The organism is Trebonia kvetii (assembly GCF_007827045.1).
GTDB lineage: Bacteria > Actinomycetota > Actinomycetes > Streptosporangiales > Streptosporangiaceae > Trebonia > Trebonia kvetii.
On sequence record NZ_RPFW01000002.1, the window covers coordinates 88,720 to 109,962 of the forward strand.

Below are 21,243 nucleotides of genomic sequence, written 5' to 3' on the forward strand. Positions count from 1 at the left end.
CGCGTTCGCGTTGCGCTTGCGCGCGCCTCATCGAGCTTGCGGGGACCGTGGTCCCGTGGGCATGGCACATCTTGCAGGCAGCCGGAAGCCGGCCGATCCGTGAAAACCGCCTGCCCCACTATGCGACGGTCGCTAGCAGACCGCAGTCACCAAGCCAGGGGAAACCCGCTCAACGAACAGTGTCCGGTAGCTGACCCGTTTGCCGCTGTCAGCCGGAAGAGATCCGCCGTATGAGGGGGGCAGGAAAGCCTGGGGTCTATGATGCCACCCGCCCCATGGCTCGCGCACGGTGGGGTGGCATTTTTCTTACCGGTGTGGCAAGAATTTTTTCACGCCATTTGGCATCCGTTGCGTGCTGATTCGGCGTGGCGCGGCGCGCCGGCCCCCCCAGGCGCCCCATCCACGGCCAGCGCGCGTGACTGGGTCACGCGTGAGGCGTGCGAGCAATAGTCTGTACGAAGTGGACATACGTTCGGCTGGGGGCCACCATGGGCAGCATGTCAGCGTCGGATGCAGCACCCCTGCCCCGGCTCGGCGAAGTCTTCTTCGATGTGCGCGGCAATTCACGCAGCATGCGCCTGAGCTGGTACGCCAACACCGGGATCGCGGTTTTCAGCATCTGGCAGGGGGGAACTTGCACCGGCACCTTCCGGCTGCCGATGGATGATCTGTCTCGAATGGTGGACTCCCTGCGCCGGGGGATGACCGGCGGCCCGGGCGATGAAACCGCGGGACCGGCCGCGATCAGCGGCCAGCGTCCCCGGCTGGCGATAGGCGCCGCGCCGGTCGAGCCGTTCACTGGGGCGATGAGCGCGCTGACAGACGAGCAGATCGCGGCCTTTACGTCCGCGAGGGGCCAGGCGGCCGCCGCTGCCCAGCCCAATGCGGGCAACTACAGCGGGGGCCAGTACGGCGCGAGCCAGTACGGGGCGGGCCAGCGCGGCGGAGCCCGGCCCGCCGACGGCCAGCGAGCGGCCGGCGGCCTCAGGGGCACGGGCGGCCTCCGCACGACCGGCGGGTTCCCGGTGACCGGCGATCACCTGGTCCCCAGTGCCCCGCCGCGACTCGACATCACGCACGAGGACGTGCCGAAACGCCAGCAGGCCGCGGCTCAGCAGGGTAAGAACCGGGACTACGGCAGCGACGCCGGGCAAGGGAGCGCCGTCTACGGGGCGCCCGCATACCCGGACCAGGCCTACCAGCCCCCGTCGCCGCCCCAGCCCCAGTCTCCGCGGGTCGAGTCTCCGCGGGTCGAGTCTCCGCGGTCCGAGCCTCAGCGAGGCCAGTCTCAGCAGGGCCAGTACGACCGGGCCCAGTACGAGCAGGCACAGTACGGGTCGGCGCAGTACCAGCCGCCTGGCAACGGCGCGTACCAGGGCGAGGCCTATGAAAACGGGGCCTACGAGAGCGGGACGTACGGCCAGGCGCAGGGATACGCGCCAGCCGGCTACGGCACGCCGCGCTATCCGCAGCAGGCCTACGACCAGCCGGCCGAGGACGAACACGGCTACGACGAGCACGGTTACGCGGTGTCCGGGCGGCCCGAGCACGGCGCCGTCGCGCTCGACTTCCCCGCCGTCAGCGGCGGCGACAACCCCGGTTACCAGGTGATCGGGCTTGACCCGGGACTGCTCCCCGGCTACTTCCAGGAAAGCGGCCAGGTCAGGCAGGGCGAGCAGCAGGGCGTCGGGGGAAGCCAGGAATACGCGGCCCAGGCTTACGCCGCGCAGCAGCCGGTGCTCTCGGCGCCGGTGACGGCGGACGCGGCCACCGGGCCGCAATCGTTCGGCTCGGCGGCCCACGAGGCTGCCCGTTACTCGTCTCCCAACGGTCAGCCGTCCTACCAGCCGTCCTACCAACCCTCCTACCAGCCGTCCGGCTACCAGGCGACGCCCGCCGACCAGGACCAGACAAAGAACCAGAGCGTGCCGGGCGGCGTCCCCGCCGCGACCGCCGCGGCCCAGGGCTACGGCCAGGACGGACTCGGGCAGGCGGCCCCCGGCCGCGCCACCGGGGCCGTCCAGGTTCCCGCGCCGCTCGGGGCCAACCCTGCGGGCACCGGGGCCTATACCGCCGCTGCTTCGGCTGGCACCGGGACGTATCCCGCGGCAGCGCCAGGCGGCAACGGCTACGCGCCTAACGGAGCTCCGAACCCCAACGGCTCCGGCTCCCACGGTTACGGTCCTAACGGGTACAGCACCGCGGGCGCCGCCGGCTACGCCGCCACTGGGCCGGGAACCGACGCGTTCCCCGCGAATGCCTACGGCGCCGACGCACGCGCCGCCACTGGGCCGGGAACGGATGACTTCGCAGCGAATGCCTATGCCGCCGGCCCACTCGCCGGGAACGGCCAGAGCACTAGCGACTACGCGGCGACCGGCTACGCCGTCGACGGCATAGCCGCGAATGGGCAGAGCCCCAACGGCGCCGCCGCGGGGTATCCCGCCACCGGGCCGGCCCCCGACGGCTACCCGGTCAACGGTTACAGCGCCGACAGCCTTGGCGCGAGCGGGCAGGCCCCCAGCGGTGCCGCGGCCGCCGGGTATCCCTCGGCCGGTCCTGGCGCCGACGGCTACGCGGTGAGCGGCTACGCCGCCGACGGCCCCGTCGCGAACGGGCAGGCATCCAACGGCAGCGCGGCGAATGGCTACGCCCAGAGCGGGCCGGGCGCCGATGGCTACGCGGCGAGCGACTATCGCGTCGACGGCCTCGGCCCGAACGGGCACAGCGCCAACGGCAACGGCTCAGCCGGCTACGCCGCGAGCGGCAACGGTTCCCTCGCGTACGCGCAGGGCGGCAGCGCCGCCAACGGCTACGCGCCCAACGGCTATGCCGCGAACGGGTACGCCGCGGACGGCTACACCGCCGATGGCGGCGCGGCGAACGGTGCGGGGAACGCCGGCGGTGCGGGCGGCTACCAGATGCCCGACTACACCCAGGCGGGCAGCGGCGCGGCGACACAGGCCGCACCGGGTGGCGAGCCCGCCGGAGCGGTGTACGCGCAGATCCCGCAGGCACCCTCCCAGCCTTCCTTCACCCCTGCGGCCGTCCAGAACGGCGGGGCCGGCGCACCGGGCCAGGCCAGCCCGAGTCAACCCAGCCCAAGCCAGCCGAGCCAGAGCCAGAGCCAGCCGAGCCAGCCGAGCCTCACCCAGCCCAGCGGCGGCGCCTATCTGGCGGCTCCGGGATACGCCGCACCTCAGCCGGCCGCGACGCAGACCCCGGCCCCGCAGGCCCATCAGGGTGGCTATGCCGCCGGGCCGGCCTACGGCGCGGCGGACCAGTACGGCACCTCGAATGGCCAGGCCGCTCAGCACGGCTACGCCGCGGCCGCCAACGGCAACCCCGGCATGGACGGGCATGCGGCCGCCAACGGCAACTCCGCCGCCAACGCGTACTCGGCCGCCAACGACAGCCCCGCCTCGAACGGGTACGCGGCTGCGAACCTCACTCCAGGCGTGAACGGCTACGCCACCGCCAATCCTGGTACGAATGGCTACGCCGTCCCGAACGGCCACGCACCGGCGAACGGATACGGGACCGCGAACGGATACGGGACCGCGGAAATCTACGCCGCCCAGGACAGCCAGGTGGCGCCAAACGGTTACGCAGCCCAGAACGGCCAGTCCGCTGTCAACGGCTACGCGGCCCAGAACGGCCAGCTGGCCGCCAACGGTTACGCCGTCCAGAACGGTCAGTCCACTGCCAACGGCTATGAGGCCCAGAACGGCCAGGCGGCCGCCAACGGTTACGCCGTCCAGAACGGCCAAGCGGCGCCCAACGGTTACGCCGCCCAGAACGGCCAGGCGGCGCCCAACGGCTATGCCGTCCAGAACGGCGAGCTGGCCGCCAACGGCTACGGCACCGTCAACGGCTACCAAGTCGCGAACGGCTACCCCGCAGGGAGCGGTCACGCCGCGGACGGCAACGGCTGGGCCGGCGCCTATCAGAACGAGGGGTACTCCGCGACCCAGCCCGCCGGGCCGACGACGCCCGGCTACCAGCCCGCGCCGGGCTTGGTCCCCCCGGGTCAGCAGGAACAAGCCGAGCAGGTCTACTGGGATCCTGACCGGCAGCCACGCGGAAATTGGACCTGATCGAGGGAACACCAACCCCCTAGGTCGCGTTAGACTCAAGTAGCCGGTGCGGCTAGGGTCCCCCGGGCCGCACCTAATATCGCCTTCGCGGAATACCGTTCGGCTGGAGCCGCGATGTGCCTCTCGCCGAGGAGGCGACCGGTCGCACCGGCCCAAATGACGACAGCCCCGTTGCGCCCCGCGCGGCGGGGCTTCGTCGTTCCCAGGCGTCTGCGGGCACCGCCTGAATCGAGAAGGCCGGCGTTTCATCGCGGGACCGCTTGAGTATCCCCCGGGGACGGTTCTACCGTCATCGCGGGTCTGCGCCGTCCCGAGCCCGCGCTCCATCACGCGCGGCGGGTACTGGACATCTGCCAGCGCAACGGCATCGGCGACTGGGACCTGGCATTCGCCTTCGAGGCCCTCGCCCGGGCCAGCGCGGTCGACGGGGACGCCGCGCAGGCGCGGCAGTACACCGACCAGGCACTCGCCGCCGCGAAGAACATCGCTGACGACCAGGACCGCGCACTCGTCCTCGCGGACCTGGAGACGATACCCGGCCAGCCGCGCTACTGGTAGCCATCCAGATAACAGCAAGAAGCGCGGAGCGCGTGACAGGCGCTCCGGCACTGGGCGAGTGCGTCAGTCGTCGAGCACGTGGCGGTGGCCGTGCGGGCAGGTGCCGACCGTGCGGTGGTAGAAGCCCTCGTCCCAGAGCACCTCGGCCTGCCAGTCGCCGCCGCAGTAGTTTAGCTCGCAGTCGGGGCAGTAGAAGGGCACGAGATCCCGGCCGATGCGCCGCAGGACGGCCGGGTCCGCGCAGCCCGCGTCGAGGAGCGCCTGAGCCGCGTCCACCGCCGCGGGATCGGCGGCGAACCACACGGTGCCGAGGAAGTAGTCGATGACGAAGCCGTCGCGGCCGAGATCGTGCCTGCCCGCCATCGGTCCCAGGTCGATGAGGGCGCCCGCGTGCGCGGTCCGCACGACACCGGCTGCCTCTCCGCAGGCCGCGCACCTGAAGCTGGCGGCGCCGTCCGCCGTCCGTTCGCCGAATCGGGTTATGCCAGCCACCGCCGCCTCCCCGTTGACGCACCCGGCGCGCCGGCGGGGACCGTGCGCAGGGTTAGAAGGGCAGGCTACCAATCGCTGTTCAGGGGCCCCCGGCCTGAACCGATGGCCGGCGGCCGGAACTCAGGCCTGGGCGGCGTGATTGACGAGGATCGAGAACAGGCCGGGGATGTGCTGAGCGGCGGGCACGAGGCGGGTGCCGAGCAGCGCCTGATTCCGTGACCACAGCAGCCCCGCGGTGAGCCGCCAGGCGGGGGAGGAGACCCGGCGCCAGGCGCGCTCGTAGTCGGCGGGGCGGCCCGCGGCGAGGCAGACGGCTAGTGCCTCCGCCTGGGCGAGACCGACGCCGATGCCCTCGCCGGTCAGCGCGTCCAGGTAACCCGACGCGTCGCCGACCAGGAGAACTCTGCCGTGCACTCGCCGCCTGACGTCCTGGCGCATGGGTCCCGCGCCGCGGACCTCGCTGGCGGTCGGCGCGCCCGTTAGCCGTTCGGCAAGCGCGGGGAAGGCGGAAAGCCGGGAATCGAAGTCACCGCGCTCGGCGCCCGGCCCGTCGCCGTTGGTCCCGTCGTTGGCGAGTAGCAGGGCGACGCCGATCAGGTCCTCGCCGACCGGGGTCACGTACGCCTCGGCGTGCGCCGCCCAGTGCACTTCGACCAGGTCCGTCCACGGCGCGATCCGGTAGTGCCGGCGCAGCCCGTAGCGCGGCGCCCCGCCGCGCGAAGGCACTGACCCGCCGCGCGAACGCACTGACCCGCCGCGCGGTTCCGCGACACCCCGCGCGCCCGCTCCAGGGCCGGACACGGAACCCTCCACCGCGCCGTCACGGTCGAGGCAGCGGCGGATCGTCGAGTGCAGCCCGTCGGCGGCCACCAGGTAACGGGCCTCGACGCCCGCGGCGCGCACATGCGAGGAGTGCCGCTCGAAGGACGTCACCCGGACCGGGAGCACCTCAATGCCGAGCGCCGCCGCGCGGGACGCCAGGGCGGCGTGCAGCACCGTGCGGCGCACGCCGAGCCCGTCGCCGTGCCGGAAAAGCGCGTCGGCCCGGTGACGGTCGTCCAGGTAGCGGATGCCGCGCAGCGGGTGCCCGTCGGGCGTGACGCCGAGGGAAGCGAGCCGCCGCACCGCGGCGGGCATCACGCCCTCGCCGCACGCCTTGTCGATGGGGCCGCCGCGCGGCTCGGCCACGGTGACGGTCAGGCCCGCCCGCGCGCAGGCGATGGCGGTGGCCAGACCCACCGGGCCGCCGCCGACGACCAGCACGTCGATCATGAGGCCGCCGCGCCCGCCGCATCCGTCGGTGCTGCAGGGCCCGGCGCCTGGCCGGCGGGCGCCGCTCCATCGACGGAACACGTGGCGAGCGCTCGCGTCTCGCACCGGATCCGGACGGTCAGCAGGGCGGCGTTGAGCACCGTGAACGTCGCCGCGGTGATCCACGCGGACCCGGTGAGCGGCAGCGCGAAGCCCTCGATGATGACCGCCACGTAGTTCGGATGCGAGAACCACCGATATGGACCTGAAGTGACGAGCGGCTCGCCCGGCAGCACAATCACGCGCGCCGTCCACCGCGGCCCCAGGGTGCGAATGCACCACCAGCGCAGCCCGTTGGCCAGCACGGTCACCGTCAGCATCGTCCAGCCGAGCCCGGGCGAGAACGTGCGGTGCGCGAGCAGCGGTTCGAGCACGCAGCCGGCGATCAGCGCCACGTGCAGCGCGATCATCACCGGGAAGTGGCCGAAGCCGTACTCCACGCCGCCGCGCCGCAGCAGCCCCTGCGCGTGCCGCGCCGACACCGCGAGCTCGGCGACCCGCTCGCAGGCGATGAAGCCGAGAAGCACCCAGTAAACGATCATCGAAGTCACCACTCCAGCAGAACGAGTTCGGCGCTCACCCCTGGGCCCAGGCCGATCATCAGGCCGGCCGACCCCTCGGGCGGGCGTTCGCTGTCACAGATCATCTCAAGGATGTGCAGCACCGACGCCGAGGACATGTTGCCGACCTCAGCGAGCGAGCGGCGGCTCGCCGCCACCGCGCTGTCCGGCAGCTTAAGCGACCGCTGCACGGAGTCGATCACCTTCGGGCCGCCCGGATGGCAGATCCAGCTCGCGATGTCGTCGATGGTCAGGTCGTGCTCGGCGAGGAAGCCGCTGACGCTGTCCGCGAGCCCGCGCTCGACCACGACAGGCAGCTCGGTGGTGAGCACGATGCGGAAGCCGTCCGCGCTGAGCCGCCAGCCGAGCGCGTCGCCGCTGTCGGGATAGACCACGCTGCGCGAGGCGATCAGTCGCGGTCCTGCCGGGGACTTGGCGTCGGACACTGCGCCGGTTACCTGGTCGGCCTGGCCGCCGCTAGCGATGAGCGCCACCGCGCCGTCGCCGAACAGCCCGGCCGCCACCATGTCGGCCAGCGTGATCCCCGACCTCGGCCAGTTCAGCGAGCACAGCTCCACCGCAAGCAGCGCCGCGGTCTGCCCTGGCCAGCCGAGCAGGTAGTCGTGCAACCGCCCGAGCGCGGCCGCGCCGGCGACGCAGCCGAGCCCGAAGATGGGCAGCCGCCTGATGTCCGCCCGCAGCCCAAGCCGCGGGATCAGCCGTGCGTCGAGGGACGGCACCGCCACTCCGGTGACCGACGTGACGATCAGCAGGTCGAGGTCGGCGGGCGACAGCCCCGCGGCGTCAAGCGCGAGCCGCAGCGCCCGCTCGCCGAGCAGCGTCGCCTCGGGAATGTAGCGGTCGTTGACCGCCTCGGCGCCGAGCAGGTGTACGCACTCTTCGACGGGCAGCACGATGTGCCTGGTAGCGACCTCGGAGGACCCATGCAGCCGCTCGGTGAGCGCCCGCTCGGCCGGGCCGAGCCTGCCGCGGCTGGCGAACGCGTCGGTGATCTCCGCCTGGGCCAGCCGATGCTCGGGGAAGGCCGAGCGGACCGCGAGGACCCGCGGCATCATGTCAGCGCCTCCCCGCCAAGCGCGAAGAGCAGCACGTCGACGGCGGCGATGCCGATCGCCGCGTAGAACGGCACCTTCCCCGTGCCGCGTGCCGACGCCACGGCGAGCAGCACCGCGGCCACCAGGCCGGGGATGGCCACCCAGCGCCTGGTGGCGCCGATGAGCAGCAGCACCGAGGCGCCGAGCAGCAAGACGAGCGCGGCCCCCCGCACCGCCGCGGGCCCCCACCGGGCGGCGACCCGCTGCGGCAGGCCGCCCACGCCGACCTTCTTGTCGGTCGCCAGGTCGGGCAGCACGTTCGCGAAGTGCGCGCCGAGGCCGAGCAGCCCGGCCGCCAGCGTCACCGGCCAGCGCGGCGCGGGGTGCCCGGGCAGCGTGCTCGCCGCGTACGCGGGCAGCGGTCCGAATCCGAGCAGGTACATCACGCCCGACGCCAGCGTCGCCTTGAGCCCGAGGTTGTAGGCCCAGCCGGGCGCGACCACCAGGACGTACAGGGCCGCGGTGAGCGGGCTGATGGTCAGCGCGAGCGCCAGCCCGAGCGCGGCGGATATCCAGGCCGCGGTCCAGACGGCGCCCCTGCCGATATCGCCGCGCGCCACCGGCTTATCTGTCCGGCCGGCCGCCGCGTCCCTGGTGGCGTCGCAGGCGTCGTTGGACCAGCCGATGGACAACTGCCCGGCAAGCAGGGCGGGAGCGGTCAGCGCCGGGCCGATGCCGTGCGGCGCCGCCTGCGCCGCGAGCAGGGTTGTCAGGGCCGTGATGGCGAGTGATGGACCTGGGTGGCTGGTGATAACGAGCGCTCGCACACGGTTCATGGCCTGACCGCCCCCGTAGAGAGATGGAACCGTTTCCGGATCAGCATCGCAAGGCAAGCCAGGTGGCACCACTGTCATCTGGCGGATTTTCGTATGGACATATGCACTGTAGATCAATCCGCTAGACAGTAGAAGACGATGATATCTATACCCAAAACACGACATATGAAGTGCCAATGCGGTCGGAGAATTTGATAAAGCTGAATAGGTGAAACTTGCGCTGAAGTGTGCCAACCCGGCCGAATGGCTGGCGCTACGGGCGGGGCTGGTGCCTGAGCCCGCCGCCGAGGCATGGGGCGGGATGGCCCTGTCCGGCGTGGTGGTCGCGGCCGTCCGCAGCGGGGTCACCGCCCGCCTCGCGGGCGGGCAGGCCACCGCGCCCAAGATCGCCGCCGATCTCGGCCTTGACCCGCTGCCCACCCGCCTGCTGCTCGACTGCCTGCGCTCGGCGGGCTATGTCACGGAACGCTCCGGACGGTACCGGCTGACGCGGCGTGGGCGGCGCTGGCTCGACCCGGCCTCCAGGCTGTCGGTGGCCGCCTACGTCGAGGGCGCGGGCGACTACTGGTCCTGGTGGGCCGGGCTGTCCGACACCATGCGGACGGGAACCTCATCGGGTTCGCACGAGGCGGGGCCCGCAGACCCGTACTGGCAGCGCTACATGGCCGGCCAGCGGGAACTGGCCAGGCTGTCGGCGACCGAGATCACGAAAAAGCTCCCGATGCCGCGCCGGCCGCGCGCCCTGCTCGATCTCGGCGGCGGCCACGGCTGGTATTCCGCGTCGCTGTGCCGGCGCTACCCGGGGCTGACCGCGACCGTGCTCGACCTGCCGGGCAGCGCGGCGGTCGGCCGCGAGATCATCGCCGAGGCGGACCTGTCGGACCGGGTGCTGTTCCGCGACGGGGACGTGACCACCGCGGACCTGGGCGGCGGCTACGACGCGGTGCTGTGCTTCAACCTGATCCACCACCTGGCCCCGGCGCAGGCCGCCGTGCTGCTGCGCCGGATCCGGGCCGCGCTGAAGCCCGGCGGGACGCTGGCGATCCTCGACGTTTTCGCCGAACCCGGCCGCCGCGCCTCCGCGCACGCCGACATGCTCGCCCTGTTCGTCTACCTCAGCTCGGGAGCCCGGGTGCACACGCCCGGTGAGCTCGACGGCTGGCTGCGCGACGCCGGCTTCGGCTCGCGGCGCGAGATACCGATGCTGCGCATGCCTGGTCTGTCCCTGCGGGTCGCGGCCTGAATAAGGGCGATACCGAACGGGTTCGCGGTTCCCCGCGCCGGGCCCCCTTCACGGGGACCTCGCTACTGCTCGCCGCCCGTTCCCCCCGGGCGGTGCGCGCCGCCCGCGCCGTCCGCGGTGCCGACAGGCCCGGCGGACGCGCCGTCCGCGGACGGTCCGCGCTGTGCGGCAGCCTGGGCGGGCTGTGCGGCAGCCGGGGCGAGCTGTGCGGCAGCCGGGACGGACTGTGCCGGCTGCGCCGGGGCGGCCGCCGCCTGGCCCGCCTGCGCGCGGGACAGCTGCCAGGGGTCGGTCCGCGATGAGTCCGCCGGCGACGGGCTTGCCTGCGGCGGGCCGGCGAGCGGTGGGCCGGGCGCGACGGCGGCCTGCGGCCAGGGGTCAGGGGTGATGGGCGGCTGGCTGCCCTGCGGCGGCAGCGGGCCGATGACCGCGTTGAGCACCTGCGAGTTCGGGACCGACAGCATGCCGTTGACGGTGGACAGCCGCACGTAGGTGATGCCGATCTCGCTCACCGTGCCGTCAACCTCGCCGGACAGGGCGCCGGCGCGCAGCCGGACCGCGTCGCCGACCTTGAACGGGCGCGCGAGCAGCAGCACGATGCCCGCGAACACGTTGGACAGCGCCTGCTGCGCCGCGATGCCGACAAACACGCTGGTCAGCGCCCCGCCGAGGAGAAGCTGGCCGACCGGGACCCCGAACAGCACGAGCGTGACGATCAGCGTGGTGACCGCGCCGATGAGGACGAGCGCGTAGCGGACGATCGCGGCGTGCGCGGTTCCCATGACGGGCTCGAGCACCGACCGTGCCTTGCCCGACAGGCCGATGGTCGCCGCGCTAGCGAAGACGCAGAAGGCGATGGCGGTCACCGCCGTGATGACCCAGCTAAGGCTGGGATCCGTGGCGAAGAAGTGCTTGTGCGCCCACCCGGCGGTGACCGCCGCGCCGATCGCGAAGATCAGCGCGATGATCGACTTCCACGGCCTGGTCTTCGCTCTCACCTTGGCCACCTGCGCAGACAGGTCGATAGGCGGCCCGCCATGCACCTGCATACTGCGAATCCTCCCGTTTTCACCCGAACCGAAGCGGCTGACTGCCCTACGGTACAGGTGTCAACGGAACGACGCGCGCTGGGCGCCCGATGGCAAAGGCCGCCATCGTATCGGGTGCCCAGCGCGCGAATGTCTCCCAGGGGGACGCCGCTAGATCAACGGCTTGCCGACGGGAAGCCTGATCTTCCCGTTCAGGCCGTTGGCCAGGCCGGCCGCCGAGGCGTACCAAGCGACGAACGCGGTGATGATGCCCAGGTAGCCGCCGAACTGGCTGAGTCCTCCGGTGCCGCCATCGGTGAAGTTGCCGATGGCGAGGAAGATCTCGGTGAGCTCCAGCGTGAGGAACACGCCGAATACGGCGAGGTTGATCTGGGCGCTCATGATGAGCATGTAGGTGTTGAAGATGGCGAACGCGAGAAGGATCCAGCCGAGATCGTGACCGGTCGCCGTCGGCGCGTTCTTTATCCAGATGAACAGGCCGATCCAGAATGCGCCGTACGAGGAGAACGCGGTGGCGCCGAATACGTTTCTGTTCCTGAATTCCCACATGCCTGCGAGCAACTGCGCGAGCCCGCCATAGGCGAGCGCGTAACCGAGGAAGGCCGAGCCGGCCGAGTTTCCCGATGTCCAGTGCGCGTTGACCGCGGACAGCAGGAAAGTTGTTAGTGCGAACGCCGCCAGGCCCAGCGGGGCCGGGTCGGCGACGGGTGCGGCTGCGGCCGCGGGCTGGACCGTGGTTGACGCATCGCGGTCTTCGCTGACGCTCATAACGTTGCCTCCGAGCTAGACCAGCTCCCTGGCTATCGCCAGGACGGATCACATTCCGCTGATAGCGTAACTCTCTGGTTAGTCTACCGCGATAGGTTGGCATGCCAGAAAAAATTGAGGCTGGATAGCACAAAGTGACGGATGATTTCTTATGCCCCGATAGCCCGCTATTCTCCGCATAGCGGGTCAAAGGCCATTTGTCAGAAATTAACGAAATTTTCGGATTTTAACAATATTTAAGCCGTGACCACTGGCGGGCGATTGCCTGCCAGGAAGGTGGACAATCCGGCGCGGGTGGCGAGTACGATCACCCGGTCACCGACGGCGAGCCGGCGGTCGCGGCGCCGTGTCCAGTCGAACCGCGGCGTCCCGTGCTCGGCAAGCGCGAGCACCCGGGCGAGTCCGTTCCCCTCCAGGTCGGCGAGGGGACGGCCAGCGAGGTCAGAGCCCGGCTCCACGCGCACGTCGGCGATTACCAGGACGTGCCTGCCGACCGGGATGGTCCGCAGCACCTTGTGCTCGAGCATCGCGACCGCGAACGCGGGTGCCGCCAGGTAGGAGACCGACCGGGAGACCACGTTGCCGCCGAGCGTCTGGGTCACCCGCTGGGCGAGGTCGTCGTCGAACAGGCGCAGCACGATCCGCAAGTCCTCGCCGCGCAGCGCCCTGGCCTGCAGCGCGGTCTCCAGGTTGACGATGTCGCTGCTCGTCGCCGAGATCAGCGCGATCGCGCCGTCAAGACCTGCCCGGCGCAGCGTCCGCTCGCTCGGCGCGTCGCCGATCACCACGGGCATGCCCTTGGCGCGCGCGAACGCGATGCCCCTGGCCTTGGCGTCCTGGTCGATGACGGCGAAGTCGAAGCCGAGGTCGTACAGGGCCCCGGCCACCCGGGTCCCGACATCGCCGCCGCCCACGATGATCACGTGGCCGCCGCGCGCCCGTGGCTCACCGCGGATCGAGCCGGTCAGCCGGGCACCGACGATGATCGCGGTGGCCAGGGGGAGCAGCGCCATGCCGTCGACCGTCAGCAGGATCTGCGCGATCTTCTCAGCAATGTGGTTTTTCACGCTGGTCAGCGCGGACCCGGTCATGTCCATGACACCGAGGTAGAGCACGTCGCCCGGCTCGTGGTCCGAGGCGGCGAGCAGGACGAAGCCGGCCAGTGCGAGCGCTACGAGGACCGTGAACGTGACGCCGAACTTGTTCCACAGCAGCCGCATGGTCATCCGCAGCGCGCCGCGCACGGGGTGGCGCTCCCTGGCGAGCGGGTCCCGCGGCGTCCCGTCCGCCACGGCGAGCACCAGGTCACCGTCATCGCCCAGATCTTCCGGTGCGACGATCCGCGTGGTGTCACCCAGGTCGTCGGTGACGGCGAGCCCGCACAGCACCTGCCCCGCCTGCACGTCTCCGCGCCTGGCCACGAACAGCGTCTGGCCGGACACCCGCACATGGCTCGGCGCCACGTCGCCGAGGGCAGCGGCGACTAGCGCCGGGGCGGCCAGCTGGCTGCGCGACAGCACCGTGCAGTCGCGGAAGAAGCCGGTGATGTGATCGCCGAGCCGTCGGTTATAGGCGGCGACGACCAGCCGCAGGTCCGGGTTGAGTTCCTGTGCGCGCAGCGCCGCGTGGAAATTCGCCAGGTCATCGGTGCCGACGAGGGCAAGCGCCCGGGCCGTGGCGATCCCCGCGTCGGTGAACGCCTCGCCGGCGAGCGTGGCGTGCTCGCGGACGGTGACACCGGGCAGCGCGGCGATCTGCGGTCCGTGGTCCTTGAGCTTGTCGGGAAGCACGATGACGACTTCCTCGCCGTACCGCTGAGTCAGTTCGCTTGCGATGCGGTGGGCGAGCGGATTGTCGCCGCAGACGATGAAGTGACTCCCGGTCATGGGGGGCGGGGGCATGGCCAGATCATATTGGAGCCGTTTATCCCCCATGCGGCCGGTGATGCCAAGTCCATCGGCATCGGGTGAGGAGCGCCGGGAGCCGGCGCTGTACCATGGAAAAGGCCTGCCTCCCGAGGGGAAGTACTGCCCATGGCCACCGATGACCCCATTCGCGCCTCGGACGCTGACCGGGATGTTGTCGTAGCCGCGCTGCGGGAGGCCTACACGGCCGGCCGGCTGGACATCGAGGAATTCGACGAGCGGATGTCGGCCGCCTATGCCAGCAAGACCTGGGGCGATCTGCGTAGGCTCACGATCGACCTGCCGACGCAGCCGCTGCTCGGTACGGATGTGCCGGGGCGCCATCCGGAACCGCAAGCCCCCATGCCCCTCCACCGGCCACTGCCCGCGCCGGCACCAACCGATGACCCGCAGGAACTCCCGGTGCGGCGGCGCCGCAGTCCGATAGGGGTGCTCATACCGCTGGCGGTCTGGATCCTGCTCGTCTCCCACGGCACGCTCGCGCCCGGCATGGTGTTCTTGTTCATCGTCGTGGTCGTGCTCGTGTCGATCTCGGCCTCGATCCGCCGCCACTGACACTGGCGCTGCTATCCCGGCGCCGGCCGCGGCCTAGGCGCGCGGCAGCTTGCCCGCCGCGGCCTCGTCGAGCAGGAACAGGGTGCGCTCCGTGCCGCGGGCGCCCGCCGCGGGGAGCTTGTCCTGGCTGATCCCGGTCACCGCCAGGGCGACCGCCTCGGCCTTCTCCTCGCCGCTCGCCAGGATCCAGACCTCGCGAGCGGCACGGATGGCGCCGAAGGTGAGCGAGATCCGGGTAGGCGGCGGCTTGGGGGAGTTGCGGACCGCGACCACGGAACCGCCGGCGCGCGCGGCGGGGGAGTCGGGGAAGATGGAGGCGACGTGCCCCTCCGGCCCGATGCCGAGCATCAGCACGTCGAAGGCGGGGACGAGCGCGCCGTCGGCGGCCGCGGCGGCCAGTTCCGCGGCGTACCTGGCGGCGGCCGCATCCGGGTCATCGCCGTCGGGACCGTCGGGCCCCGCGACCGTGTGCACGCGCGCGGGGTCCACGCCGAGATGGTCGAGCAGCGCGGCCCTGGCGCCGGTCTCGTTCCGCTCCGGGTCGCCGGTCGGCTCGAACCGCTCGTCGCCCCACCAGAAGTCGACACGGCGCCAGTCGACAGCGTCCCTGGCGGGCGCGGCGGCGATCGCCGCCATGACCTTCGTGCCGATCCCGCCGCCGGTCAGCACCAGGTGGCCGTGCCCGGCGGCGCCGATCGCGTCGGCCATCGCGGTGACGGTGCGCGCGGCGGCCGCGCTGGCGAGCAGGTCACCGCTGGCATGAATGAGGACCTCGGGAACGGACAAGAAAAGCCTCCCTATTCGCCGTCGGCCACGGTGACGCTGGCGCCATCAGCCCCGTCAACGGCGTCGGCGGCGTCCGCCTCTGGCGACTCATCGGCCAGCGTGGCCGAGGTGGGCGGTGACGCGAGCACGCGCTGGAGCGTCTCCGCGTAGACCTCGTCCGGGTCGAGCCTGCGCAGTTCCTCGGCGAGCAGCTCTTCCGTGTCGCGCCGGTGCAGCGCGACCATCCGGTCGACCCGTCCCGGCCAGGACAGCGTGGCCGTCCTGCCGTCGGTCCTGGTGATCCTTATCTCGCCCTCGGCCGTCGCGAACAGCGCCGCGGTGATGCCGGGACCGCCGGAGACGGTGCGGGATACCGGAACGTTCAGCCGCAGCTCGAGCCAGGCCGCGATCAGGTCCGCTGTCGGGTTGTCCTCCTCGGCCGCGATCTCGCCCGCGCTGATGGCCGGGTGCGGCTGGTCGAAGGTCGCGGCGAGCAGCGAGCGCCACGGGGTGGACCGGGTCCAGCCGAAGTCCGTGTCGCCGGGCTGGTAGGCCGCGGCGAGCGCGGCGAGCACCGCGCGCGGCTCCTCGGCGGTCGCCGCGTCGGTCACCCGCCGCTGCGCGAGCGCGCCGAGCGGGTGCTTGGCGGGGACCTCGGGGCCGAAGTCGGGCCACCAGGTCACCACGGGGACGTCAGGAACGAGCAGCGGCGCGACGACCGAGTCGGCGTGCTGGCCGAGCATGCCGTACATGCGCAGCACGATCGTCTCGCCCGGCGAGGCCTCGCCGACCCGGATCTCGGCGTCGAGCCGCGAGTCCGCCTTCGGCTTGCGGCTGATGACCGTGAGGATGCGGCACGGGTGCTCGCGGGCCGCCTGGTTGGCGGCCCGGATGGCGTCGTACTGCGCCGCCTCGTCCGTCACGATGATGAGCGTGAGCACCATGCCGAGCGTCATGCCGCCGAGCCGCCGCCGCGCCTCGGTCAGCGCCTGGTCGATGGCGCCAGTGGTGGTGTCCGTGAGGTCGATGGTCATGAGTTCTCCTACAGCCTGCGCCAGGTGCGGCCGTCGCGGGCCATCATCGCGTCCGCGGACGCGGGCCCGGCCGAGCCTGACCCGTACTGCTCCGGCTTGGTGTTCTCGGCCCAGAACTGCTCGATCGGGTCCAGGATGCGCCAGGACAGTTCGACCTCTTCCTGGCGCGGGAACAGTGGCGGATCGCCGATGAGCACGTCGAGGATCAGCCGCTCGTAGGCCTCGGGCGAGGACTCGGTGAACGACTCGCCGTAGGCGAAGTCCATGTTCACGTCGCGGACCTCCATCGCCGAGCCCGGCACCTTGGAGCCGAACCGCACGGTGACGCCCTCGTCCGGCTGGACGCGGATCACCAGCATGTTCTTGCCGAGTTCCTTGGTGTCGGTGGCCGCGAACGGCAGGTGCGGCGCCCGCTGGAAGATCAGCGCGATCTCGGTCATCCGCCGGGTGAGCCGCTTGCCGGTGCGCAGGTAGAACGGGACACCCGCCCAGCGCCGCGTGTCGACGGACAGCCGCACGGCGGCGTAAGTCTCGGTCCTTGAGTCGGCGGGGATGCCCTCCTCCTCCAGGTAACCAACCACCTGGCGGCCGCCCTGCCAGCCGGCCGAGTACTGGCCGCGCGCCGTCCCCTGGGCGAGGTCGGCGGGCAACCGGACGGCGGACAGGATCTTCTCCTTCTCCTGGCGCAGCGAGTCGGCGTCGAACGACACCGGCTCCTCCATCGCGGTCAGCGCTAGCAGCTGCAGCAGGTGGTTCTGGATGACATCGCGGGCGGCGCCGATCCCGTCGTAGTACCCGGCGCGGCCGCCGATCCCGATGTCCTCGGACATGGTGATCTGCACGTGGTCCACGTAGCCGCGGTTCCAGATCGGCTCATACAGCGAGTTGGCGAAGCGGAGCGCCAGGATGTTCTGGACGGTCTCCTTGCCCAGGTAGTGGTCGATGCGGAACACCGAGTGGGCGGGGAAGACCGCGTCCACGATGTCGTTGAGCTCCTTGGCCGTCTCCAGGTCGCGCCCGAACGGCTTCTCGATCACGACCCGGCGCCACGGCGTGTGTCCCGCTTCGTCGGCGGGCCCGGGATCGGACAGGCCCGACCGCTTGAGCTGCTCCACCACAGTGGGGAAGAACTTCGGCGGTATGGACAGGTAGAACGCGTAGTTGCCGCCGGTGCCGCGCTCGTGGTCCAGCTGGCGGACGGTCTCCGCCAGCTGGTCGAACGCGGCGTCGTCGGTGAACTCGCCGGGGACGAACCGCACGCCCTCCTGGAGTTGCTGCCACACCGTCTCACGGAACGGGGTGCGCGCGTGCTCCTTGACCGACTCATAGGTGATCTGCTGGAAGTCCTCGTGCTCCCAGTCCCTGCGGGCGAAGCCGACCAGCGAGAATCCGGGCGGCAGCAGGCCCCGGTTGGCCAGGTCGTACAGGGCGGGCATGAGCTTCTTGCGCGCCAGGTCTCCGGTGACACCGAACATCACCATGACGCACGGGCCGGCGACCCGCGGGATCCGGCGGTCTCGCGGGTCGCGCAACGGATTGACGGGGTCGCCCGACGCCGCGATCACCCCCGGGTTCGCCGGCGCCGGCCCCCGGGTGCCGGCGTTCGGCACGTCCATAAGCGGATCCTCCTGTAGGTCCTAGCCCGATCCGGTTACGAGTTCAGGTTGAGCTCGTTCTTGATGGTGGCGAGCATCTCGCCCCACGAGACCTCGAACTTCGAGACGCCCTCGTCCTCGAGAACCTTGGTCACGTCGTCGTAGCTGATGCCGAGCGCCTCAAGCTTGGCGAACAGCGCCCGGGACTCGTCGTAGGTGCCGTGCACGGTGTCGCCCTGCAGCACGCCGTGGTCCTGGGTGGCGTGCAGCGTCGCTTCCGGCATGGTGTTGACCGTGTCGGCGGCCACCAGGTTGACCACGTAGAGCGTGTCGGGCAGCGACGGGTCCTTCGTTGAGGTCGAGGCCCACAGCGGCCGCTGCACCTTCGCGCCCTTGGCGGCGAGCGCCTGCCAGCGCGGGGTGTCCAGCTTCTGCTCGTACAGCTCGTAGGCGAGCCGCGCGTTGGCGATCGCCGCCTTGCTCTTCAGCGCCAGCGCCTCTGGGGTGCCGATGGCCGTCAGGCGCTTGTCGACCTCGGTGTCCACCCGGGACACGAAGAACGACGCGACCGACGCGATCGTCGCGATGTCGTGCCCGTTCTCCACGGCCTGCTCGAGGCCGGCCAGGTAGGCGTCGATGACCTCGCCGTAGCGCTCGAGTGAGAAGATCAGCGTCACGTTGACGGAGATGCCCTGCGCCAGCGTCGCGGTGATCGCGGGGATGCCCGCGGCGGTCGCCGGGATCTTGATGAACACGTTCGGCCGGTCGACCAGCCACCATAGCTGGCGAGCCTCGGCGACGGTCTTCTCCGTGTCGAGGGCGAGGCGCGGGTCGACCTCGATGGACACCCGCCCGTCGACGCCGCCGGAGGCGTCGTAGACCGGGCGGAGCACGTCCGCGCCCCAGCGGATGTCATAGGTGGTGATCATCCGGGACGCCTCCTCGACGGTGACGCCGCGGATGGCCAGGTCCTTGATCTGGTCGTCATACGCGTTGCCCTTGGCGAGCGCGTTGGCGAAGATGGTGGGGTTGGAGGTCACGCCCCGCACATGGAAGTCCCTGACCAGGGACTCCAGGTTGCCGGAGCGCAGCCGCTCCCTGCTGATGTCGTCGAGCCAGACCGACACGCCGGCCTGGGTGAGTTCCCCGAGTACGTCAGTCATTGTGACCGCGTTCCTTCCGTCTCTAGCTTTTCTGAGGCACTGGGTCTGCGGGCTTCGCGCTCAGCCCCGCGCCTTCGCGATGGAGGTCCTCGCGGCGGCCGCGACGGCCTCCGCGGTGATGCCGAATTCCTTGTAGAGCACCGACTCCGCGGCGGAAGCACCGTAGTGGTCGATGCCGACTGACTCACCGGCGTCGCCGACGAACAGCTTCCACGGGGGAGTGATGCCCGCCTCGACCGAGACCCGGGCCCGGATCGCCATCGGAAGCACCTCCTCTTGGTAGGAAGCGTCCTGCTCCTTGAACCATTCCACGCACGGCATCGACACAACCCGCGCCGAGATGCCGTCCGCGGCGAGCAGTTCCCGTGCCGCCACGGCGATCTGTACCTCGGAGCCGGTCCCGATCAGGATCACGTCAGAACCGTCAGCGAGCACGTACGCGCCACGGGCGACGCCCGCGGCCGAAGCGAACTCGGTCCGGTCGAACGTCGGCATGTTCTGTCGCGACAGGCACAGGCCGGCCGGGCGGTCGGTCTTCTCCAGGATCGTCTTCCACGCGATCGCCGTTTCATTCGCGTCACCGGGGCGGACCACGTCGAGGCCGGGGATGTTCCGCAGCGACCACAGGTGCTCCACCGGCTGGTGCGTCGGGCCGTCCTCGCCCAGGCCGATGGAGTCGTGCGTCCACACGTACGTGACCGGCTGCTCCATCAGCGCGGCCAGCCGCACCGCGCCGCGCATGTAGTCACTGAACTGCAGGAACGTGCCGCCGTAGGGGCGGGTGAGGCCGGAAAGCACGATGCCGTTCAGGATGGCGCCCATGCCGTGCTCCCGGATGCCGAAGTGCAGCGTCCGCCCGTAGGGGTTGCCCGGCCACATCGCGGACTGGCGGTTGGCCGGGAGGAAGGACGGCTCGCCCTTCATCGTGGTGAGGTTGGACTCGGCCAGGTCGGCCGAGCCGCCCCACAGTTCAGGCAGCACCGGCGCGAGCGCGCTCAGCACCTCGCCCGACGCCTTCCGGGTGGCGATGCCCTTGGCATCGGCGGGGAACTCCGGCAGGGCGGCTCCCCAGCCCTCGGGAAGGGAACGGGAGGACAGCCGGGCGAAGAGACGACCCCGTTCCGGATTGGCCTCTTCCCAGTCCGCGAACGATGCGTCCCACTCCGCGTGCAGCGCCTTGCCCCTGGCGGCGACCTCGCGGGCGCGGTGCAGCGCCTCTTCCTCGACAGGGAAGGTCACGGCCGGGTCGAAGCCGAGGATCTCCTTGGTCGCCTTGACCTCGGGCTCGCCGAGCGCGGAGCCGTGTGCGGCCCCGGTGTTCTGCTTGTTCGGCGCGGGCCAGCCGATGATCGTGCGCAGCACGATGAAGGACGGCTTGTCGGTGACGGCCTTGGCAGCCTCGAGCGCGTCGTACAGCGCTTGGGCGTTCTCCTGGTAGCCGCTGTCGGTCACCCAGGAGACGTGCTGCACGTGCCAGCCGTACGCCTCGTAGCGGGCGCCGACGTCCTCGGACTTGGCGACTACCGTGTCGTCCTCGATCGAGATGTGGTTGTCGTCGTAGATGACAACCAGGTTGCCGAGCTCCTGCACCGCGGCGATCGCGGACGCCTCGTGGGTGATGCCCTCTTCGATGTCGCCATCGGAGACTATCGAGTAGACGAAGTGGTCAAAGGGCGACTCTCCGGGCGCGGCATCGGGGTCGAGCAGCCCGCGCTCGCGGCGCGCCGCCATCGCCATGCCGACCGCGTTGCCCAGGCCCTGGCCGAGCGGGCCGGTCGTGGTCTCGACGCCCGCGGTCAGCCCGTGCTCGGGATGGCCGGGGGTGATCGAGCCCCAGGTGCGGAAGGCCTTCAGGTCGTCGAGCGAAACCGCGTACCCAGACAGGTACAGCTGGATGTACAGGGTCAGCGAGGAGTGGCCGCAGGACAGCACGAACCGGTCCCTGCCCGGCCACTTCGGGTCGGCCGGGTCGTGCCGGAGCACCCGCTGGTAGAGCAGGTAGGCGGCGGGCGCAAGGGACATCGCGGTGCCGGGGTGACCGTTGCCCGCCTTCTGCACGGCGTCCATCGCGAGGACGCGGACCAGGTCGACGGCCCGCTTGTCCGCGGCCGTCCAGTCAAGGGCGTGGTTGCTCACCGTTATGTCACAGATCCCTTCTGCACGACTTCTTCTCTGGCGTCCGCCTGGTAACGGCGGAAAGGCTCGAGTGCGCGGCGGAACGCGGGCACGGCGAAGTC

At 71.1% G+C, this 21,243-nt stretch carries 16 protein-coding genes; 3 read left to right on the forward strand and 13 right to left on the reverse strand.

Annotated elements, in window-relative coordinates:
- Nucleotides 1-497: 497 nt before the first annotated feature.
- Nucleotides 498-4,097: a hypothetical protein gene (locus tag EAS64_RS43430; RefSeq protein WP_187365804.1), complete on the forward strand. Its 3,600-nt coding sequence runs from the start codon at nucleotides 498-500 to the stop codon at nucleotides 4,095-4,097.
- A gap of 621 nt (nucleotides 4,098-4,718) precedes the next feature.
- On the opposite strand, the gene EAS64_RS09110 is transcribed toward EAS64_RS43430, so the two are convergent.
- The 5 genes from EAS64_RS09110 to EAS64_RS09130 form a co-directional block, all read right to left on the reverse strand.
- Nucleotides 4,719-5,147, reverse strand: coding sequence for a hypothetical protein (locus tag EAS64_RS09110; protein WP_145852509.1), 429 nt, complete (start codon nucleotides 5,145-5,147; stop codon nucleotides 4,719-4,721).
- Nucleotides 5,148-5,267: 120 nt separating this feature from the next.
- Entirely contained in the window at nucleotides 5,268-6,419 is a 1,152-nt protein-coding gene (locus tag EAS64_RS09115) for an NAD(P)/FAD-dependent oxidoreductase (protein ID WP_145852510.1), read from the reverse strand.
- Entirely contained in the window at nucleotides 6,416-7,000 is a 585-nt protein-coding gene (locus EAS64_RS09120; RefSeq protein ID WP_145852511.1) for an isoprenylcysteine carboxyl methyltransferase family protein, read from the reverse strand. Before EAS64_RS09120 ends, EAS64_RS09115 begins: the two co-directional genes overlap by 4 nt.
- Before the next feature lie 5 nt (nucleotides 7,001-7,005).
- A complete protein-coding gene (locus EAS64_RS09125; RefSeq protein ID WP_246115600.1) occupies nucleotides 7,006-8,094 on the reverse strand; it encodes a type III polyketide synthase in 1,089 nt (362 codons plus the stop codon).
- Nucleotides 8,091-8,909 carry a UbiA family prenyltransferase gene (locus EAS64_RS09130; protein WP_145852512.1) on the reverse strand — a complete coding sequence of 273 codons (819 nt, stop codon included), beginning with the start codon at nucleotides 8,907-8,909 and terminating at the stop codon, nucleotides 8,091-8,093. Before EAS64_RS09130 ends, EAS64_RS09125 begins: the two co-directional genes overlap by 4 nt.
- A gap of 208 nt (nucleotides 8,910-9,117) precedes the next feature.
- Between EAS64_RS09130 and EAS64_RS09135 the strand changes: the two genes are divergently transcribed.
- Nucleotides 9,118-10,152, forward strand: a complete 1,035-nt coding sequence (locus tag EAS64_RS09135) for an SAM-dependent methyltransferase (protein ID WP_145852513.1) — start codon at nucleotides 9,118-9,120, stop codon at nucleotides 10,150-10,152.
- A gap of 62 nt (nucleotides 10,153-10,214) precedes the next feature.
- Here EAS64_RS09135 and EAS64_RS09140 read toward each other — a convergent pair whose 3' ends face one another.
- From EAS64_RS09140 to EAS64_RS09150, 3 genes are all read right to left on the reverse strand, one after another.
- On the reverse strand, nucleotides 10,215-11,201 hold the full coding sequence (locus EAS64_RS09140) for a mechanosensitive ion channel domain-containing protein (protein WP_145852514.1): 987 nt from the start codon (nucleotides 11,199-11,201) through the stop codon (nucleotides 10,215-10,217).
- A gap of 150 nt (nucleotides 11,202-11,351) precedes the next feature.
- A complete protein-coding gene (locus tag EAS64_RS09145) occupies nucleotides 11,352-11,969 on the reverse strand; it encodes an acetate uptake transporter (protein ID WP_145852515.1) in 618 nt (205 codons plus the stop codon).
- 236 nt (nucleotides 11,970-12,205) lie between these two features.
- The gene (locus EAS64_RS09150; protein ID WP_187365805.1) at nucleotides 12,206-13,870 is read right to left on the reverse strand and encodes a potassium channel protein; all 1,665 of its coding nucleotides are present in this window, start codon (nucleotides 13,868-13,870) and stop codon (nucleotides 12,206-12,208) included.
- A 132-nt stretch (nucleotides 13,871-14,002) separates the two neighbouring features.
- On the opposite strand from EAS64_RS09150, the gene EAS64_RS09155 reads away from it, so the two are divergent.
- Nucleotides 14,003-14,449 (forward strand): DUF1707 SHOCT-like domain-containing protein, encoded by a 447-nt coding sequence (locus EAS64_RS09155; protein ID WP_145852517.1) that lies wholly within the window; start codon nucleotides 14,003-14,005, stop codon nucleotides 14,447-14,449.
- 33 nt (nucleotides 14,450-14,482) lie between these two features.
- Here the strand turns inward: EAS64_RS09155 and pgl are convergent, their stop codons facing one another.
- Genes pgl through tkt form a run of 5 tightly spaced genes read right to left on the reverse strand, consistent with a single transcriptional unit; the run spans nucleotide 14,483 to nucleotide 21,073 of the window.
- The gene (gene pgl, locus EAS64_RS09160; RefSeq protein ID WP_145852518.1) at nucleotides 14,483-15,235 is read right to left on the reverse strand and encodes a 6-phosphogluconolactonase; all 753 of its coding nucleotides are present in this window, start codon (nucleotides 15,233-15,235) and stop codon (nucleotides 14,483-14,485) included.
- A gap of 11 nt (nucleotides 15,236-15,246) precedes the next feature.
- A complete protein-coding gene (locus EAS64_RS09165) occupies nucleotides 15,247-16,248 on the reverse strand; it encodes a glucose-6-phosphate dehydrogenase assembly protein OpcA (protein ID WP_145852519.1) in 1,002 nt (333 codons plus the stop codon).
- An 8-nt stretch (nucleotides 16,249-16,256) separates the two neighbouring features.
- Nucleotides 16,257-17,864, reverse strand: a complete 1,608-nt coding sequence (zwf, locus tag EAS64_RS09170) for a glucose-6-phosphate dehydrogenase (protein ID WP_145852520.1) — start codon at nucleotides 17,862-17,864, stop codon at nucleotides 16,257-16,259.
- Nucleotides 17,865-17,899: 35 nt separating this feature from the next.
- Nucleotides 17,900-19,006 (reverse strand): transaldolase, encoded by a 1,107-nt coding sequence (tal, locus tag EAS64_RS09175; RefSeq protein WP_145852521.1) that lies wholly within the window; start codon nucleotides 19,004-19,006, stop codon nucleotides 17,900-17,902.
- 60 nt (nucleotides 19,007-19,066) lie between these two features.
- On the reverse strand, nucleotides 19,067-21,073 hold the full coding sequence (gene tkt, locus EAS64_RS09180) for a transketolase (RefSeq protein ID WP_439333593.1): 2,007 nt from the start codon (nucleotides 21,071-21,073) through the stop codon (nucleotides 19,067-19,069).
- Between the last annotated feature and the right edge of the window lie 170 nt (nucleotides 21,074-21,243).

Coding starts and splice junctions, on each gene's coding strand:
- EAS64_RS43430 (WP_187365804.1), top strand. CDS start 498: ATGTCAGCGTCGGATGCAGCACCCCTGCCCCGGCTCGGCGAAGTCTTC.
- EAS64_RS09115 (WP_145852510.1), bottom strand. CDS start 6,419: ATGATCGACGTGCTGGTCGTCGGCGGCGGCCCGGTGGGTCTGGCCACC.
- EAS64_RS09120 (WP_145852511.1), bottom strand. CDS start 7,000: ATGATCGTTTACTGGGTGCTTCTCGGCTTCATCGCCTGCGAGCGGGTC.
- EAS64_RS09125 (WP_246115600.1), bottom strand. CDS start 8,094: ATGATGCCGCGGGTCCTCGCGGTCCGCTCGGCCTTCCCCGAGCATCGG.
- EAS64_RS09130 (WP_145852512.1), bottom strand. CDS start 8,909: ATGAACCGTGTGCGAGCGCTCGTTATCACCAGCCACCCAGGTCCATCA.
- EAS64_RS09140 (WP_145852514.1), bottom strand. CDS start 11,201: ATGCAGGTGCATGGCGGGCCGCCTATCGACCTGTCTGCGCAGGTGGCC.
- EAS64_RS09145 (WP_145852515.1), bottom strand. CDS start 11,969: ATGAGCGTCAGCGAAGACCGCGATGCGTCAACCACGGTCCAGCCCGCG.
- EAS64_RS09150 (WP_187365805.1), bottom strand. CDS start 13,870: ATGCCCCCGCCCCCCATGACCGGGAGTCACTTCATCGTCTGCGGCGAC.
- EAS64_RS09155 (WP_145852517.1), top strand. CDS start 14,003: ATGGCCACCGATGACCCCATTCGCGCCTCGGACGCTGACCGGGATGTT.
- EAS64_RS09165 (WP_145852519.1), bottom strand. CDS start 16,248: ATGACCATCGACCTCACGGACACCACCACTGGCGCCATCGACCAGGCG.
- zwf (WP_145852520.1), bottom strand. CDS start 17,864: ATGGACGTGCCGAACGCCGGCACCCGGGGGCCGGCGCCGGCGAACCCG.
- tal (WP_145852521.1), bottom strand. CDS start 19,006: ATGACTGACGTACTCGGGGAACTCACCCAGGCCGGCGTGTCGGTCTGG.
- tkt (WP_439333593.1), bottom strand. CDS start 21,073: ATGGACGCCGTGCAGAAGGCGGGCAACGGTCACCCCGGCACCGCGATG.